General features: G+C 51.3%; 13 protein-coding genes. 10 read left to right on the forward strand and 3 right to left on the reverse strand.

Translation table 11 applies throughout. From position 1 onward, the window contains the following. Nucleotides 1–7 precede the first annotated feature (7 nt). On the reverse strand, nt 8–910 hold the full coding sequence (locus AC0YN3_RS00310) for an AraC family transcriptional regulator (RefSeq protein ID WP_475773188.1): 903 nt from the start codon (nt 908–910) through the stop codon (nt 8–10). Between the two features lie 162 nt (nt 911–1,072). On the opposite strand from AC0YN3_RS00310, the gene AC0YN3_RS00315 reads away from it, so the two are divergent. Further along, nucleotides 1,073–2,104 carry an alcohol dehydrogenase catalytic domain-containing protein gene (locus AC0YN3_RS00315; RefSeq protein ID WP_475773189.1) on the forward strand — a complete coding sequence of 344 codons (1,032 nt, stop codon included), beginning with the start codon at nt 1,073–1,075 and terminating at the stop codon, nt 2,102–2,104. Then, entirely contained in the window at nt 2,101–3,087 is a 987-nt protein-coding gene (locus AC0YN3_RS00320) for a Gfo/Idh/MocA family protein (protein ID WP_475773190.1), read from the forward strand. Before AC0YN3_RS00315 ends, AC0YN3_RS00320 begins: the two co-directional genes overlap by 4 nt. Before the next feature lie 132 nt (nt 3,088–3,219). On the opposite strand, the gene AC0YN3_RS00325 is transcribed toward AC0YN3_RS00320, so the two are convergent. Further along, nucleotides 3,220–3,888 carry a GntR family transcriptional regulator gene (locus AC0YN3_RS00325; RefSeq protein ID WP_475773191.1) on the reverse strand — a complete coding sequence of 223 codons (669 nt, stop codon included), beginning with the start codon at nt 3,886–3,888 and terminating at the stop codon, nt 3,220–3,222. A 210-nt stretch (nt 3,889–4,098) separates the two neighbouring features. On the opposite strand from AC0YN3_RS00325, the gene AC0YN3_RS00330 reads away from it, so the two are divergent. Beyond that, on the forward strand, nt 4,099–5,328 hold the full coding sequence (locus AC0YN3_RS00330) for an MFS transporter (protein WP_475773192.1): 1,230 nt from the start codon (nt 4,099–4,101) through the stop codon (nt 5,326–5,328). A gap of 450 nt (nt 5,329–5,778) precedes the next feature. Here the strand turns inward: AC0YN3_RS00330 and AC0YN3_RS00335 are convergent, their stop codons facing one another. Beyond that, nucleotides 5,779–6,663 (reverse strand): helix-turn-helix domain-containing protein, encoded by an 885-nt coding sequence (locus tag AC0YN3_RS00335; protein ID WP_475773193.1) that lies wholly within the window; start codon nt 6,661–6,663, stop codon nt 5,779–5,781. 163 nt (nt 6,664–6,826) lie between these two features. On the opposite strand from AC0YN3_RS00335, the gene AC0YN3_RS00340 reads away from it, so the two are divergent. The 7 genes from AC0YN3_RS00340 (at nt 6,827) to AC0YN3_RS00370 (ending at nt 18,496) form a co-directional block, all read left to right on the forward strand. Beyond that, nucleotides 6,827–7,909: a Gfo/Idh/MocA family protein gene (locus AC0YN3_RS00340; RefSeq protein ID WP_475773194.1), complete on the forward strand. Its 1,083-nt coding sequence runs from the start codon at nt 6,827–6,829 to the stop codon at nt 7,907–7,909. A gap of 24 nt (nt 7,910–7,933) precedes the next feature. After that, entirely contained in the window at nt 7,934–8,770 is an 837-nt protein-coding gene (locus AC0YN3_RS00345; protein WP_475773195.1) for a sugar phosphate isomerase/epimerase family protein, read from the forward strand. Nucleotides 8,771–8,996: 226 nt separating this feature from the next. After that, nucleotides 8,997–11,381, forward strand: a complete 2,385-nt coding sequence (locus AC0YN3_RS00350; protein WP_475773196.1) for a glycoside hydrolase family 95 protein — start codon at nt 8,997–8,999, stop codon at nt 11,379–11,381. 5 nt (nt 11,382–11,386) lie between these two features. Continuing rightward, on the forward strand, nt 11,387–14,215 hold the full coding sequence (locus tag AC0YN3_RS00355) for a glycoside hydrolase family 3 C-terminal domain-containing protein (protein ID WP_475773197.1): 2,829 nt from the start codon (nt 11,387–11,389) through the stop codon (nt 14,213–14,215). Between the two features lie 400 nt (nt 14,216–14,615). Beyond that, on the forward strand, nt 14,616–14,963 hold the full coding sequence (locus AC0YN3_RS00360; RefSeq protein WP_475773198.1) for a hypothetical protein: 348 nt from the start codon (nt 14,616–14,618) through the stop codon (nt 14,961–14,963). A 178-nt stretch (nt 14,964–15,141) separates the two neighbouring features. After that, nucleotides 15,142–16,944, forward strand: a complete 1,803-nt coding sequence (locus AC0YN3_RS00365) for a sensor histidine kinase (RefSeq protein ID WP_475773199.1) — start codon at nt 15,142–15,144, stop codon at nt 16,942–16,944. Next, nucleotides 16,937–18,496: a response regulator gene (locus tag AC0YN3_RS00370; RefSeq protein WP_475773200.1), complete on the forward strand. Its 1,560-nt coding sequence runs from the start codon at nt 16,937–16,939 to the stop codon at nt 18,494–18,496. Before AC0YN3_RS00365 ends, AC0YN3_RS00370 begins: the two co-directional genes overlap by 8 nt. Nucleotides 18,497–18,541: the final 45 nt, after the last annotated feature.

Consider the following 18,541-nt stretch of genomic DNA (forward strand, 5'->3'; position numbering starts at 1 on the left):
TTGATGTTCACTCCGTGCCCTTCATCGTGCGACGGTTGAGCTCGTTTCGATAGGCGCGCGGCGAGCAGCCGAGCTTCTTTTTGAATGCTTTGGAGAAATGCGACGCATTCGCGAAGCCGCAATACTCCGCTATTAAATCGAGCTTAAGGTCTGATCCCGCTAGCAGCTCACAGGCTTTATCGAGTCTTAATCCGAGTAAATATTGATGGGGCGTCACGCTGAACAAGCGATGGAAGACCACGTTGAAATGGGATTCGGAATAACCGGCATGCCGCGCCATTTCGGATACGGATACGCAGTTGGATATGTGCGAGACCAAGAAGGACTTCATCTTGGCGGCGAATTGCTGATCCTCGAACCGAGCTGAGCTTGATTCCTCATAGTCCGTGATGAGAAGGACGAGAAGTTCGGTAGCCAGCTTCTGCGTGAGCAGCATGCTTTGGATGTCATTATGCTTGAAATGGCCAATCATGCGGTAGAGCAGCTCCTTAAGCAGTCCGGGCTGCCTTGGCGACAGCTTAACGGGAAGCCGGAGCGACGGAAAGTCGTTCAGACTCGGCTGAAGCAGCTCCATATAGGAAGCTAGGTTCGTTTGGCCAGGCGTCGTTACGAAGCTTTGTTCCCTTAAAGGGTTATAGAAGAAATCGAGGTGCGCATTCGGAACCAAGCATCTGCCGATCCCTTTTGTCGTAAACAGCTGGCCAGGCTGTATAAGAGCGAAATCGCCAGGCAATAGCTCATATTCCGTACCTTCCACGGTAAGCAGGTAACGCCCCTCTTCGAGAAACAAAAACAAATAGTCAAGCAGCCGCCGCTCCCCTTGGAAAAAAGAGCTCTGCTCAAAACGGTAGCATAGCCGGATAAAAGGCAGGACCGGGTAATCGCTCCAGCTGTTCAAACGTTGTTCCAAATCAAGCATCCTCCTATACCCACCAATAGGTGAAAACATTCATGGTTTTTGACATTATACTTCATCGTTTTAAACATGATTAGCTAATCATATAGGGCTATTATATGAAATAGCAAGATCGGTAGCCGAAGATTATGACATGTATATCATGGAGGTATGAGAATGATCGCGAACGTTCCAAGGATGATGAGAATACCGCAATTTTTGGGCAATGGACAAATAGGCTTTCAGGAAGTGCCCGTACCGATTCCCGGCGTTGGCGAGCTGCTGGTCGAAGTTAAAGCGAACGCGTTGTGCGGGTCTGAACGAGGTCAGTTCAACGAAGGCTCGGCCTTCACGCCAGGGCATGAGGCAGCTGGCATCGTTGCCGCAGCTGGAGCAGGGACGGCGTGCGCGGTGGGTACGCCAGGCGTTATCTATTTAATGGACTACTGCGGACAATGCCGCAACTGCATACAGGGCCACACGAATCAATGCTTAAACAAGAAAGGGGATTACGGTTTCAATCGCGATGGCGGTTATGCGCCTTACATGCTGGTCAGCGAAAAGGTTTTTTTTCCGATTGGTCCGGATATTCCGCTGACTGAGGCAACCATGCTCTTAGACATTATGGGAACGGGCGGACATGCCATTAGAAGGGCGCAGCTAGTTCGAGACGATATCAATTCGATTGTCGTCGCAGGCGCCGGGCCGATCGGTCTAGCGGTGTTGTCCATGGCGAAGCTGCTGCTAGGCCATGATGTGCCTGTGATTGTGACAGATTATACGCATTACCGCTTGGAGCTTGCCCGGCAAATGGGAGCGGTCCCGGTTCATTTGGGAGAGGTGGCGCTGGAGACTGTCTTGGCGAATGCAGGTTTATCGGGAGTGGATGCGGCATTCGATACGAGCGGCAAGACGGCTGCGCGCCAAACAGCCTTGCATGCGCTGAATGCGCGCGGAGTGCTCGTATGCATCGGACACGGGCAAGAGCTTCATCTGCAAGTGTCTTCCGATCTTATCGCAACGGAGAGGGCGGTTCTCGGCAGCGAATATTTTTGTTTCGGCGAGCTGGAAGACAATTTGCGGCTGATAGCTGAAAATCTGGTTTATTTGAAACAGATTATTACGCATCGGTTCGGTCCGGAATCGATGCAAGCGGCTTTCGAGCTTTTCTTCCAAGGCGAAACGGGCAAGGTGGTCATCGAGCAATGAGCGCACGGAAGCAAACGAAAATTGCGCTAATTGGCGCGGGGGGCTGGGGATACCATCATGCCCGGATCTTTCAAGGACGTCAGGACGTTGATTTCTGCGCGATAGTCGGCCGTGACGAAAGCAGGACATCGGCACGGGCAGCGGAGTTCGGTACGAGGGCTTATACAGACATCGCGAGCATGCTGGAACGGGAAAAACCTGACTTGGTCAGCCTTTGCCTGCCTAACCAAGGACATTTTGACGCGACGCTGCAAATCATTCAAGCCGGAGTGCCATTATTGGTAGAGAAGCCGCTCGTGTTCGGAATCAAGGAGGCGGAGACGCTGCTCGAAGCGGCGGACAAAAAAGGTTTGTTTTTCGCGATTAATTTCAACCATCGTTATGCCGTTCCCGTTCAGAAGGCAAAAGCTGACATCGATGCGGGAAGGCTTGGCGATCTTGTGTTTGCGTCTTGGCGTTTCGGCGGAGAAGGGGAAGGAGGGCACCCGCATGCGAATCTGATTGAAACGCAGTGCCATGGCTTTGATACGCTGGAGTATTTGTGTGGCCCGATCAGATCGGTAATGGCGCAAATGACAAATAAAACGGGGAATGGTTTCTCTACGTTAGCGTTAGCCCTTGCGTTCGAGTCCGGTGCCGTGGGAACGCTGCTGGGCTCCTATGATTCCTCTTACGCATATGCAGGCACGCATGCCCTTGAGCTGAACGGCTCGTTAGGGAGAGCGACGATCGAGGACACCGTGAAGCGGTATGCGTTCCAGCAAGCCGGGAGCGAGACCGCGGAAGTTTGGCAGGCAGGGTATTTCAACGACGCGGACCGCCAATTCCATCTGACCTTCGACAAGCACTTCGACCATTTGCTCCGAGCCTTCCGAGCAGGAGAGGCGCCGCCTATTCATGCTTCGGCAGGATTTAGGGCGCTCCGGCTAGCGTATGCAGCCGTTGAATCGTTCGAGTCGGGCAAGCGGATAAGCACGAGATAAGTATCTTTCCGATAACGAGACAAGAACGCCTGCTATGTATGGGATAAGCGTATATGCCAAAAAACGAGATTAAGCCTGCCGCGCAGAAGCTTAGTCTCGTTTTGTTGGAACCGGCTATGAATGAGTCGAAGCTCATGAAAGCATGCTGTCCAAATGCGCAAGCGGCCGAATGAGGTTTTTCTTCATTAGCCGCGCGGCTTCTGCCGCATCACGGGCCGCGAGCGCATCTATGATCGCTTCGTGGTCCTCGGCTGCCGCTTGTGATTCCCAGTTCGGCCGTTTGAAAAAGATGTATTTATATCTTCTGATATGCATTTGCAGCGAGGAGCAAAAGGTGAGTATATGCTGATTGTTCGCAACATGAAGAATCGTTTCGTGAAACTCCTCGTCGTATTCCATTGCCTCGTAAAGCTGTTCTTTTTTTACGCTCTCGCTGAAGCTGGCATTAATGGAACGAAGCTGCTCGATATTTTCCTGTTGGATGAGTTCGCATGCCAGCTCGGCGGCCAGCGCCTGAAGCACGGTTAATGGCGCGTATAGCTTGATAATGTCTTCCTTCTCGAGTGTCGTCACGCGGGTTTCTTTGCCTGGGAACGTCTGAATCAAGCCTTGTACCTCAAGCAGCTGGAAGGCTTCTCTAATGGGGGTGCGGCTGACGCCTAACGCTTCGGAAAGCTCGGAGTCAATGAGCTTCTCGCCTGGCTGGAGCGTGCCGTCGATAATCCATTTTTGCAGCTGGCTGAGCGTACGTTCCTTGGCGGAGAGTCTGACCGGCGATGAATAGTCTGTTGGAATAGGCAACGAAAGCCCTCCTTTTACTTGGAATGTTGCCATAAACCTTGATGGTAGTACCATGCAACAATATATAATATATCGCAGGTGGATGGAGTAGGCAAACGAAATGCGGCAAAGAGAAAATCTTGTATTGCTATTCTGTGCTAGTCGAAATATAATATGCGATATATCACATATCGCAAAACATTTGAAAAGCGATAAAGGAGAAGTGACACCATGTCCAGCAATCAAGCCGCATTGGCAGCGCCGCCGTCCGCGATGAAGACGATATACCCGTTATTGTTCGCGATCAGCTTCGTTCATCTCGTTAATGACTCGATTCAATCGGTCGTTCCTGCCTTATTTCCGATTTTGAAGGATTCGCTGTCACTCAGCTTTGCGCAAATCGGTCTTATTTCCTTAATGATCAACCTGACCGCAGCGTTGCTGCAGCCGGTTATTGGGATCTTATCGGATTCGCATCCGAAGCCGATGCTCCTGCCGATCGGCATGCTGTTCACGCTCGGAGGGGTAGCCGCGCTCTCGTACGCAAGCCAATTCTGGGTAGTCATGGCTGCTGTCATGCTCATTGGCATAGGCTCGGCGGTGTTTCATCCAGCCTCCGCCCGTGTTTCTTATTTGGCCTCCGGCGCGAAAAAAGGGACAGGCCAGTCGATTTTTCAATTCGGCGGCAATATTGGCCAATCCTTAGCCCCTATCATGACAGCGGTATTATTCGTCCATACGGGGCAGAAGGGAGTAGCCTGGTTCGCGTTAGTCGTATCCGTCGGCATCTTGATTCAATTCAACGTGGCCAAATGGTATGGGAAGCAGCTGGCGCTTGTGCCGGCAAGAAGTACGGCGCGAGCGGCGAAACCCGTCTCCCAGATGAACGTAACGACGGGAAAAGTCATATTTGCGATTACGATTTTAATGGTTTTGGTTTTTTCCAAAAACGTATACATTGCGGCTATCAGCAGCTATTATTCGTTTTATGCCATCGATCATTTTGGGCTTTCCCTCACCGGGGCGCAAATCGTTTTGTTCGTTTTTCTGGCTGCCAACGTGATTGGTTTGCTATTAGGGGGAATGCTCGCGGATAAGTTCAGCCGCCGCAGCTTGATTTGGTTTTCGATATTGGGTACGGCACCGTTTGCGCTGCTCTTGCCATATGCCAATTTAACTTTTTCGATTATTTTAATCTTTTTCGCCGGCCTTATATTGGCTTCTGCTTTTTCGGTTATATTGGTTTACGCCAATGAGCTGCTGCCAGGCAGAGTCGGCCTAGTCTCGGGTGTGTTTTTCGGCATGGCATTCGGGCTTGCCGGCATTGGATCGGCGGTTCTAGGTGATTTGGCGGATTCGATGGGGATCGAATTTGTCATTCGCTGCACCTCGTATTTACCGTTGCTCGGCATGCTTACCATATTGCTTCCTTCTGACCGGAAGGACTCGGCAAGAAGGTAAGCTCTGCATAATTTCTATATCAGGACAATTTCCACGTTGTCCCCGCCCACATACAATAATGGTGTAAAGCCTAATCGGTGCAGGGAGGGGAGTAGCGCTGTGAGTAAGCGGACTTTAATGGTCGTGTCGCTTGTCATTTACGTATTGCTAGCCGTCTTGTTCGTGGTCTTATCCATAATTCATTAAACACATAACCAAGCAAGGGCTGCCTCCGCAGTAGATCAATCTACTGGAGGCAGCCCTTGCTTATGGCTCGGTTATTCTTGACGTATAGGAAAGGATAAGAGTTTGCTCATCCTTTCACTATACGTTTCGCCGAAACGATGGCGTCTATTGAAGGAAGCCGTCAGGCGTTTCTTTTTAAAATATAGGAAAGCAAATCATTTCGCCGACTTTCGCTATATTTCATGCGAAACGTAAGCTTAACCGCCAGAGGACGGCTTCAGCCGTTTACGCTTGGACAATCACGTCTGGGGACAGCTTCATTTTCCGATAATCCTTTGGCACGACGCCTTTCGTTTCGCGGAAGATGCGCGAAAAGGTTTTGTAGGAGCCATAACCAACCTCAAGCGCAATCTCGGCAACGCTCATGTCGGTGGAAACGAGCAGGCTGCACGCGTGCCTTAGCCGCAAATCATGCAGGAAGTGGACGAAGGTCTGTCCTGTTGTCTGTTTGATTACTTCGCTTATTCTTGAGACGCTGAGGGAAAATTGGCTTGCAAGATCGGATAAGGCCAATTCCTCCTGATAATGGCGATGAATGTAGTGGATAATCGGCCAGATTGAAGTGCTCGACCGGGACGCCAGCTTTGTCACATCCGCTACGGCCGACGACTTTCTCCGGTACCGGTCGAAGCAGATTAAAATTTCTTTGAGCTTCGCCTGCAGCATGGTTCTGCGCCAGGGTTCCTTGCCTTTGTATTCGAAGTACATCTCTTCAATCAGGCGGGTCATCCGTTCATTGTCCTCACCGCTCAGCTGGACGAATGGCGGCCAGCCATTCTGGTCGTTAAGGCCAAGCAAGCCATCTTCCTGACCGGGCTCCATCAGAAGATCCATGCTGAACATGCAGTTGTAGAGAACGAGCGTGCTGCCCGGCTCCGTGAACAACTCATGCACCTGATAAGGCAATACAAAGGTGAACGTTCCAGGCAGCATTTGATGCCGCGCGTCGTTAATGGATTCAGAGCCTCTGCCGTCCACGACATACGAAAATTCCAAAAAGTCATGGCGATGCGGCCGAAAGCCATGGTAAAGGCGATTCAAGCTGATGTGGAGCGGCGATGAGGTATTCATATTTGGATACGTTTTCAAATAATCAGGTATATAGGTCATGAATGAATGGGTTCCTCCGAAAAACTGAGACTTTTACCGAAAAACAAGCACGATTTCTCATCTCGTTTATTCTAACATAAATACAGGGATCAAGCGCTCGCAATTAAACGAATGATTGCGAAAGGCTGCTTTGCTTTTCACTAAAATCGCAGGAGGAATTCCAATGACGACTGGAAATAAAATAAGAATCGGATTAATCGGAGCGGGCAATATCGGCAATGTGCATGCAGGTGAATTTTCGAAGCTGGGTGACGAATGCGTCATTACGGCCGTGACGGATCTTGATTTGTCTCGCGCGGAGAAAGCTGCTAAGCAGTACGGGATAGAGCATGTAATCGCTTCAAATGAGGAGCTGATCCAGCGCTCGGACATAGATGCGATTATCATCGGCGTTCCGAACCAATTCCATGCTCCGCTTGCGGTGCAGGCACTGGCGGCTGGAAAGCATGTGCTGCTTGAAAAACCGATGGGCATTAACAGTGAGGCTGCGCGTGAAATATTGAAAGCAAGCGAAGCATCGGACCGCGTATTGATGGTTGCCCACCAAATGCGCTGGGAGTCTGTCGCCATGCAAATCAAGGAGCAAATCGATCGCGGCGAGCTAGGTAAAATATATTCGGCCAAAACAGGCTGGTTCCGCCGCAAAGGCATTCCGGGCTGGGGAACATGGTTCACGCAAATGGATCAATCCGGCGGCGGCCCTCTTATCGATATTGGCGTACACATGCTTGATCTTGCGTTATACTTAATGGGCAATCCAAAGCCGGTTTCGGTATTCGGTTCTACTTATGCCGAGTTCGGACCAAACCGAAAAGGCATCGGTACTTGGGGAACGCCTGATTGGGACGGTACTTATGATGTAGAAGACCTTGCAACGGCGTTGATCAAAATGGAAGACGGCAGCACGTTGTCGCTTGAAGTGAGCTGGGCTGTGCATATGGATACGGACAACTCGCCGTTTATCCATGTCATGGGCTCCGATGGCGGAGCGAGTTACCGCGGATCCGAAGGCAAACTGCTTACGGAAAAATTCGATCGTGCGATCGAAAGCACGCTTAGCAAAGCAGAAAACGACGAGGGAGAACGCGCCCGCCTGAGCAGGCACTTCCTGGCATGCATCCGCGATGGCAAGCAGCCGATTACATCGGTATTATCCGGATTTACGAATAACCTCGTGCTGGATGCGATCTACGAGTCCTCACGTACGGGCAATGAAGTTAAGCTGGATTGGAACTTAAACAAATAGAAGACGAAACGAGGAGGCATTCAAATGCTGAGAGGATTGACAGGAGCAGGGCTTGGCCGCATCGAAAGCGACGAGCGCTTGATTGAGCTTGCTGGCGCAAACGGCTTCCAGGCGGTAGACATTGACGCATATTCGCTCATCGAGCGTCACGGATTGGAGAAAGCACGCGAGCTGTTGGCAAGCAATGGCGTAGTGATCGGCTCGATCGGATTGCCGGTAGAGTGGAGAACGACGGAGGACGCATTTCTGGAAGGCTTAGAGAAACTCGCAAGATCAGCCGCAGCTGCGGCTGCGCTAGGCTGCACAAGCTGCTGCACCTATATTTTACCGTCAACGGACTTGAAAGCTGCGCGCTTCATGGCGCTTGCGACACGCAGGCTGCGCACATGTGCCCAAATTCTTGGTGCATACGGTATCCGGCTTGGCCTTGAATTCGTCGGTCCGCATCATCTGCGCACGCGCTGGGCTAATCCTTTCATATGGACGCTCGAAGAAACGCTGGAATGGATCGACGCAATCGGCGAGAGCAACGTCGGATTGCTGTTCGATGCCTACCACTGGTATACAAATGAGCTTGCGATTTCGGATATCGAAGCGCTGCGCCTTGATCAGATCGTACATGTGCATATTAATGACGCTCCTGATGTACCGGTGGGAGAAGCGCTTGATAACGGCCGCATTTATCCAGGCGAAGGCGTGATCGACTTGGAAGGTTTTCTTCGCGCGCTAGCGAAAATCGGATACAAAGGTGCCGTTTCACAAGAGATTTTGACGGCTGAAGCGCCAAATGAGACGCCGGAGGAGCTTGTGAAACGCTCCAAAGCCGGATTCGATAAGGTGTTCGGAGCTGCAGGACTATAACGGGTAGCGATAGCTAGCAACGAGCCGGAAAGGGGCCGTCCCATCAGTCATTCAATTGACGATGGGACGGCTCCTTTTTTTGCGCATAGCCGCATGAAAGCGCTAATTTCCATATGAATTTTTATGAAATCTAATGGGTACTGTACGAGTGGTGCTTTCCGTTATGATGAATAATAACCTTTTCTATATCAAGAAAGATGACAAGAGACCATAGGAGACCAACCATATGAGCGATAGATTAGAGCAGGCAAAAGCATGGAAGCTTTGGTATAAGCAGCCCGCCGCCAGATGGGAAGAAGCGCTGCCGGTTGGCAATGGCCGGATGGGCGGCATGGCATTCGGAGGCGTGCGCCAGGAGAGGGTACAGCTGAACGAGGATACGCTGTGGTCTGGATTTCCGCGTGATACAAACAATTACGAAGCGCTGCGCTATTTAAAGCGATCACGGGAATTGATCAAGGAGAAACGTTTCGTTGAAGCGGAACAGCTTATCGAAGCCCGCATGCTTGGAACGAATACGGAGTCTTACCAGCCGATGGGCGACTGGTTCATAGAGCAGCGTTTCGCACTGCCGGATGCGCAGCCCGAAGCCTATACCCGCGAGCTGGACATCGATGCGGGAGTGGCCGGCGTTCGGTTCCAAATCGGACGAACGCAGTATAAACGAGAGTTGTTTGCAAGCACGCCTGACCAGATTATTTGCATGAAATATGAGGCAGAGGGCGAGCACGGACTGGAGCTGACAGCATCCCTGCAAGCTGACGTTCCGCATTTTCTGTCCGCTACAGGCGGGAGCGCGATTACGATGCATGGCCGCTGTCCGAGTCATGTGGCGGACAATTACTGGGGAGACCATCCCATGGCGGTGCAGTACGAGGACAGCCGGGGCATTCAATTCCAGGCGAAGCTGCACGTTGTCATCGAAGGTGGCAAGGCTTCCGTCACAGGCGACCACAAGCTGGTCATCGAGGGAGCGCGGTCGGCTGTTTTCCTTCTGAGCGCGGCGACTAGCTTTAAGGGGTTTGACCGTCAGCCGACAAAAAGCGAAGGCGAATTAGCCGCGCAAAATGAGCGCGTGCTCGCAGCTGCCTTGTCACTTGGATATGAACGGCTTCGCGAACGGCATGTTAATGACCATCGCAGGTTGTTTCAGCGCGTACGCATCGATTTAGGTGTAACAACGAACGCGAAGCTGCCTACTGACCTGCGGCTTGAGGCGTATAAGCAAGGCGAACGGGACCCGCAGCTTGAAGCGTTGTATTTTCAATACGGCCGTTATTTGCTCATGGCTAGCTCGCGCCCGGGCACGCAGCCTGCCAATTTGCAGGGCATATGGAATGATCGCGTGCAACCGCCTTGGAACAGCGACTATACGACCAATATTAATACGCAAATGAATTATTGGCCTGCTGAGCTAGGCAATCTGAGTGAATGCCATGAGCCGCTATTTCAACTGATCGAGGAGCTAAGCGAGACGGGAGCGAGAACGGCAGCAATACACTATAACAGTGCGGGCTGGGTAGCCCACCATAATGTTGATATTTGGCGGACGGCAACGCCGACAGCCGGACATCCAAGCTGGGCTTTCTGGCCAATGGGCGGCGTATGGCTCACCCAGCATCTTTGGGAGCATTACTTGTACAACCCGGATTTGGCTTTTTTGCGCGATAAGGTTTTTCCCATTATGAAGGGCGCGGCGTTATTTTGCTTGGACTGGCTGCAAGAAAATGAGAAAGGCCTGTTAATGACCGTGCCGTCAACCTCGCCAGAGAACAAATTTTTGACGAAGGAGGGCGAGGCAAGCAGCGTCGCTGAATCGTCAGCGATGGATATAACGTTAATCGGTGAGCTGTTTGACCACTGCATTAGCGCCGCTGGCTTGCTTCAGCAGGATGAGGCATTTGCTCAGCGAATCGCTGCAGCCATGCTTAAGCTGCCTATGCTGCAAGTTCAGGCGAACGGATTATTGCAGGAATGGCATGAATGCTTCGAGGAGCATGAGCCGGGACATCGCCATGTTTCCCATCTCTACGGCCTGTATCCAGGCACATCGATCAACCAGGAGGCATCGCCTGAGCTTGTTGAAGCGAGCCGCCGTTCACTCGAAAGCCGAATTCGGAACGGTGGCGGACATACGGGGTGGAGCTGCGCATGGCTGATTAATCTTTACGCTCGGCTAACGGACGGGGAAGCCGCTTATCGTTTTATTCATACGCTATTGGCACGTTCGACCCATCCGAATCTGTTCGATGACCATCCGCCGTTCCAGATTGATGGCAACTTCGGCGGTACGGCTGGCATTGCTGAGCTCCTCCTGCAAAGCCATTTGGACCGGATCGTCCTGCTGCCGGCACTGCCGGCAGCTTGGCCGAGCGGTTCCGTACATGGCCTTAAAGCAAGAGGCGGTTTCGTCATCGATATGGCATGGAAGGATCGCAAGCTGACTTCAGCCCGCATTCATTCAACCCATGGAAGCGTATGCCGAGTGCAGGCTGCCTGCGGCGTTGCTATACAAACCTCGGATGGCCATTTTATTGACGGTTCGAAGCCTTTTCAGACGACTAAAAATGACTGGTACAGCATTATGCCTGTACAAACAGAAGGAGTGTAAGCATTATGACGACGCATACGGAGTATCCTTTTCAAAATACCGGCCTCCCGCTTGAAGAACGGGTAACTGATCTCGTTTCCCGGTTTACATTGGATGAGAAGATTGACTCGATGGTGCAATATCAGCCGGAAATCGCGCGTTTAGGCGTGAAGCCATACAAGCATGGTACTGAAGCGGCCCATGGGATGGCTTGGCTTGGAGAAGCAACCACCTTTCCGCAGCCGATCGGACTGGGCTGCACATGGAATCCCGTCCTGCTGAAGGAAGTAGGCTCGGTCATCGGTGACGAGGCACGCGTCTATTTCCAGAAAAACCCGGCGATTAACGGTTTGACGTTGTGGGCGCCAACCGTAGATATGGAGCGCGATCCGCGTTGGGGACGGACCGAGGAAGCTTACGGCGAGGACCCGAAGCTCACAGGAGAGCTAACCTCGGCGCTCGTACAAGGCATACAAGGCGACCATCCGCTATATTTCAAAGCGGTCGCGACCTTGAAGCATTTTATCGGCAACAACAATGAAATCAACCGCGGCAGCTGCTCCGCAAGCATTGACCCGCGCAACATGAAGGAGTATTACCAAGCAGCGTTTAAGCCGGCCTTTGTGAAGGGCGGGGCGCATTCCATGATGACGTCCTACAATTCCGTTAACGGAACGCCGACCATCTTGCATGAGGACGTAAACAAGGTAGTCAAGGAAGAATGGGGCATGAACGGGTTTATCGTCAGCGATGCCGGGGATTTGCTCGGCATCGTAAACGACCATCATTATTATGAATCCTATAAGGATGCGGTAGCCCATTCCATCAAAGCCGGAATCGACAGCATCACGGATGATAAAGAAAAATCATGCGCAGCGATCCGTGAAGCTTTGGATGAAGGGCTTCTGACGGAGCAGCATCTCGACAAAGCGCTAATCAATACGTTTCGAGTCCGTTTCCGTCTAGGCGAGTTCGATCCGGCTGAGCGGAATCCTTACGCGGATATGCCGGAATCGAAGCTTTGCGCGCCTGAGCACGGGGAGCTGTCGCTGCAAGCGGCGCGGGAATCAATCGTATTGCTCAAAAACGAGAACAAAGCTTTGCCGCTCAACAAGGAAAAGCTGAACCATGTTGCCGTAATCGGACCGCTTGCCGATGTAGTATACCGCGACTGGTATTCCGGTTCTTTGCCTTACAAGATTACGCCATTGGAAGGCATCAAAAGCAAGCTCGCAGGCAAAACGGTCACGTTCAGCAGCGGGAATGACCGTATCGAGTTAAAATCGGCTGCGAACGGAAAAGCGCTGCGCGCGGCTGCGAACAACGAGAATCGCCTGCAAGCGGCTGAGCCTGCGGCGGAAGGAGATCATTTCGAGGTTACGGATTGGGGCTGGGGAAGCTGCACGCTGGAGAATCAAACGACCGGCAAGCTGCTGACAAGCTCGGACGACGTGAATGTCGCTGCGGCGGCGGATGAAGCTTTCGGCTGGTACGTCAAAGAAGTATTCAAGCTCGATGAGCAGGATGGCGGCCAGTTCGCGATCCGTACATGGAATGGCAAATTGGTCTCTGCTCCGAACGGCGGCAACGATTCGCTGCAAGTTGCGGAGGCGGCTGAGATCGGCGTCAACGAGCTGTTCACTAAGAACGTCGTCGCGGACGGGCTTGCTGAGGCAGTTGCGGCAGCCAAGGCAGCTGAAACGGCAATCGTCGTTGTAGGCAATAATCCGCTCATAAACGGCAAGGAGGAGATTGACCGTCCGAGCTTGGAGCTTGCCGACTCACAGAACGCTCTGATCAGCGCCGTATACGAAGCGAACCCGAATACAGTCGTGGTCGTGATCGGCAGCTATCCGTTTACGTTGAATGCCGTCAATGAGCATATACCAGCAGTAATCTATTTGTCCCATGCGGGACAGGAGCTCGGAAATGCCATTGCGGACGTGCTCTTCGGCGACTATTCGCCTGCGGGACGCCTGAATATGACATGGTACAAATCTGCGGAGCAGCTTACGGATTTGATGGATTATGATATTCAAAAGGGGAAAAGAACTTATTTGTACTTCGATGGGGAGCCATTGTACCCGTTCGGCCACGGGCTTAGCTATGCTTCCTTCGCATACAGCCCGCTGGAATTGACGAATGGCGCAACGAGCCTGGATGGCAGGGTTACGGCTAGGCTGCAGGTGACGAATACATCGGATATTCCGGCAGACGAGGTCGTTCAGCTGTACGTAACAACCACGGGCTCAAGGGTGGAGCGTCCGCTCAAAAAGCTGGTCGGCTTTACGCGGATTACGCTGCAGGCAGGAGAAACGCGGGATGTCGAGCTTATCGTTCCAGCGGAGGAGCTTGCGCTCTGGGATGTTACGCGTGACCGCTTCTGTCTGGAGACGGCAGAATATACGTTCAGCGCAGGCGGTTCCTCCAATGACGTAAAGGCAGCAGCCACGATTCGCATCACTTGTGAAACGATTCCGGCACGCAATCTATCCTTGCAGACGCGCGCGGAAAACTATGACGATTATGCCAACGTGTATCTCGATGAAAGCAAGGAGGGCGGCACGGCCGTGCGTCCGCTGCACGCGGAGGGCTGGATTAAATTCTCCGATATCGATTGGTCCCACGGATCAGCCGAATTTGAGGCGCGCGTATCGGGAGCCGAGCAAGGCGGCGAGCTGCGCATTCGGATTGGGGCTAAGAATGGTGATATTCTCGGAGCATGCATGGTACCTGCAAGCGGTGAACAGGAATGGCAAACGGTGAGCTTCCAGCTGCCGGCGATCAAGCTGGAAGGCGATTTAGTCATTAGCCTGCTTGGAAGCGTGAAACTGAGCGGCTTCCGCATCCGCTAACGTAACGGATCGGTTTATAGGCAGGGGCTGACGCCAAAGGGGGTCGCTCCCCGAAGAAGCAGCCCGCACAATCGAAAATTAAAAAATTCGCATTAAACAAGCGTTGCAGAGGGCTATTCCGCAACGCTTGTTTTTGATTTTGGTCTCTTGCTGCTTTCTTTAGCAAATGATGGTAAACGGAGCATGTAAATGATACTGGAGAAGCGTCAGCGGTCGTGTTAGTGAAGGGATTAGGGCCTTTCCTCGTTGATTCAAAGGAATCCCTGGATAATGGCAATCGGAAGAATAGTTAAAGGTGCAGTTTGCCGTTTCACCTTGGCAGGCGTGAAGGTTGCAATTTTGGATTGCATTCATTATCCTTGAACATAGCATTTCAACATGGTGGAGGGGAAACGTTGTGATGAGTGGAATCGGAATGGATTTATATAACGATTGGATAGAAACGGTGGAGGAAATATTTCGAGGCTCCCCGGAGGCGCTGCCAGAGAACATTAGAGGCTTGGATATCGCAGTGGCTTATTTTCTCCAAACCGCGCAATCGGATGAAGAAGCGGAGATGCTGGCGAAGCAGAATAAAGAGCGCTTCATCCTTATGGAGAAGGCGATTAGGGACAATTTTGTTTCCGTCATTCTTCCGGATATTCGAAGCCGTACGGGTTATGCCGGCGAAACTTTCGAATTTAAGTGGGTGTATAACCAAGGCGAGCATATCGTTGAGGTTAACTCCGAATACCGGATTCCGCTCTGATTCAGGGCGGATTTTTGCTGCGGGCGAATAGGTTTCACTGACGATGTCTAATTGTTATATGATAAAATAACGAATAAATTATGTATGAATGCGGCTTCCCCCGCTTTATAATATAGGATGCTTCAAATGAACGCGAATAAAAGTAAACGCTTTCCTTGATGGAGGAGGAGCAGCCCGCATGATGAAAAGCATCAAAGCGCTTGCACTTAGAATGGACAATATTCGCATCAAAAAAAAGCTGATTTTTTCATTTATCCTCGTCGTATTCGTGCCGGTGCTGATCGTAGGCATTTTCTTGACCGTTGCTTTTCGCCAAAACGTGCTGGATCAAGCTACGCAGCAAATTACGAACAACGTGGAAAGGATAAAGAAGCAGACGCTTGATATCATTCGGATGCCGATCGAAATCTCGGACAAATTGCTCGTCGACAGCCGATTAACGAACGTCGTCAATACCCAATACAATACGACCTTCGAGGTCGTAAAGGCTTTTTGGGATTACCGTGATTTCCGTGATTACATTCAATTGTATAACGAGATCTACAATATCCGCTTCTATACGACGAATATGACCATCTTAGACAACTGGGAGTTTCTTAAGGTTACCGATGCAATAGAAGAGAAGCCCTGGTATCAATCCGCGCAGGGAGAGGACGGCATCCACTGGGGCTACATCGGAGACGAAACGAAAAATAACCGCAATTATTTGAGCCTGATCCGAAAAATTACGTTTCCCACATACCGGACAAATGGCGTGCTCGTCATCGGCGTGAATCAAGCCGAATTAAACGCGATGGTCAGCCAGGAGCCGTTCGATACGATGATCATTGATGACCACGGCTTTATGGTCGCTGCAAAAAATCCGGACTGGATCGGCAAAAATATCGATGAATTGGACTTTGCGAGCCAGTTAACGGACAAGGCAGAGGGGACCTATGAATTCAAATACGATGGAAAACCATCGAAAATCGTCATCGAGGATCTCATGCCCGATTCCAGCCGGAACGGCCTCAAAATCGTATCCGTATTTACCATCGACAGCATCGTAAGCGGAGCTAACCGCATCAGCCTTCTCGGCTTCGGCATTATTATGCTTAGCCTCGTTATCGCGTTTATTCTCATCTATATCTTCTCGTCGATCCTCGCCAAGCGCATGCTGGTGCTGAACAAGGATTTGAACAAAGTCGCGATGGGGGACTTGAACGTTATTTCGCATGTGACGGGCAATGATGAAATCGGTATTCTCTCGAAGCAATTCAATAACATGGTCGTCAGCATACGCGGCTTGATGGACGAGGTTTCTGAATCGCATAAGCAGCAGGCACAGCTTCAGCTGCGGCAGAAGGAAATCAAGCTGAAGATGATGGCGAGCCAGATCAATCCGCATTTCTTATTCAACGCGCTGGAATCGATTCGCATGAAGGCGCATATTAAAGGCGAAACGGAAATTTCCTCGATCGTTCGGATGCTGGGCAAAATGATCCGCCGCAACCTGGAGATCGGTACGCGGAAGATTGCTTTGAAGGACGAGCTTGAGATCGTCCGCTGCTATTTGGAAATCCAGAAGTTCAGATATGGCAATGACCGGTTGACCTTCCGTCTCGAAGTGGATCCGACAGGACAGGACATCGAGGTTCCGCCGCTTATTATTCAACCGCTTATCGAGAATGCAGTCGTACACGGCCTAGAGAATATTGCCGAGGGAGGCTTCGTTCTGCTAACCACGCGGATCATCGATCAGAGGCTGCGCGTCGAGGTTTCGGACAATGGCGTTGGGATCAGCGAAATGAAGATTAGCGAGATCAAGGCGTCGCTTTACGATATGGAAGAGGATGAGGAATACCGAATAGGTCTGCGCAACGTCCATCAACGGCTCGCCATGATTTATGGGGAAGGCGTAGGCTTAACCATAACAAGCGAGCTCGGTGCCGGCACACGCATCACTTTTGAAATTCCGATAGGAGGTCATTCATTTGCATAAGGTACTAATTGTCGACGATGAGCCGATGATCCGGGAAGGCCTTCAAACCTTGGTTGATTGGAATAAATACGGATTCTCGGTCGTAGGCACGGCCTCGAATGGCCGAGAGGCGATAGAGAAGCATGCAGCGCTTGCTCCCGATCTGATATTGATCGATATTCGCATGCCTGGCATGGATGGGCTTCAAGCGATAGAGGAAATTAGAAAAACGGATATCATTTGCCATTTCTTGATCCTTAGCGGATACGCTGAGTTTAATTATGCCAAGCAGGCGATTGCACATCATGTGGACGGATATATATTGAAGCCGATAGACGAGGATGAGCTGGCAAGCTACGTGGAACGGATTGCGAGCCAACTTGTAAGCCGGACAGAGCAGAAGCAAAACTCCGAGCAGACCACCGTCCTGCTGCGCGAAGAGCTGCTGCAGCAGCTTGCCGCGGGCAAGCTTGATGGGGATGCAGCCAGAAATGCGGAATTCAAAGCATTATTGGGAGAACCGGCCAAATATTATCAGCTGCTGCTCATCGAGCTTTATAGCAGGGAGCATTCCTTGACAATGAACGCAACGCTCAAAAAGAAGCTTGCTGACCGAATGTCGCAGAAGCAGCTCGGCTGGGCTTTCTCGGCTGAGCCATACGTAGGCTTGCTGCTGAAGGATTATTTGCTGCAGAACGGATCGCGCGAGCAGATGAAGCAATGGATTGAAGAAAGCTGCGGGCCGAAAGTGAGATTCGCAGCGGTTGCATCGGAGCCTGAGCGCGAGCCGAATGAGCTTCTTGGGTCCGTTCCGGCAGTGAGAAGCTTATTAAAGCGGCGTTTCATGCTGCAAGGACAGCAAATCCATTTGGTAGGCCGGGCAGAGGAGGATGTGGCGAGCGTCTCCGAGAATGATAGGGAGGAGCTATCCATCGAGACCTTAGCTCAGAAGCTCTATTATATGATAGATATCGGAAATAGGGAGGGAGTCGACAAAGCGATTCAGGTCGCTGCCGACCAAATATGCGCCTATGATGCTTCCGAGCAGTTCATCAAATCGAGCTGGGCCCAGCTTTTAACCATCGTGCTGAACAAAGCCGCATTATCCAATCCTCAAATCTCCATGCAGGAGGATCTGTCTATGATTACGGCGCTCTATCTGGCGCATCATAACCAAGAAATGCTCGTCCAGCTTCAACGGCGTTTGGCTGATTTGACGGCGAAGCTCGGCAAGTCCGACAGCCTGTCCGTGATGAAGCAGATGACGGATTTTATCGAAAGGCACTATAGCGAGAATATTAAACTGGAAACGTTGGCTGACCTCTTTAATTACAATAGCGGCTATCTGGGCAAGATGTTCAAAAACTATACCGGCGAGCATTTCAATACGTATTTGGATCAGGTTCGCATTCAGCATGCGATCGAGCTCTTGCAGGAGGGCTTGAAGGTTCATCAGGTATCCGAACGGGTTGGGTACGCGAACGTCGATTATTTCCATAGCAAATTCAAAAAATACAAGGGTGTTTCCCCTTCTTCCTATAAAAGCATTTCGGGCAAATCGCAATCTGAATAGCTGCCTGAATGTCTAGCGTCTTCCTTTTTACGATATTGCGTCTAT

The organism is Paenibacillus sp. J22R232, from assembly GCF_056269165.1.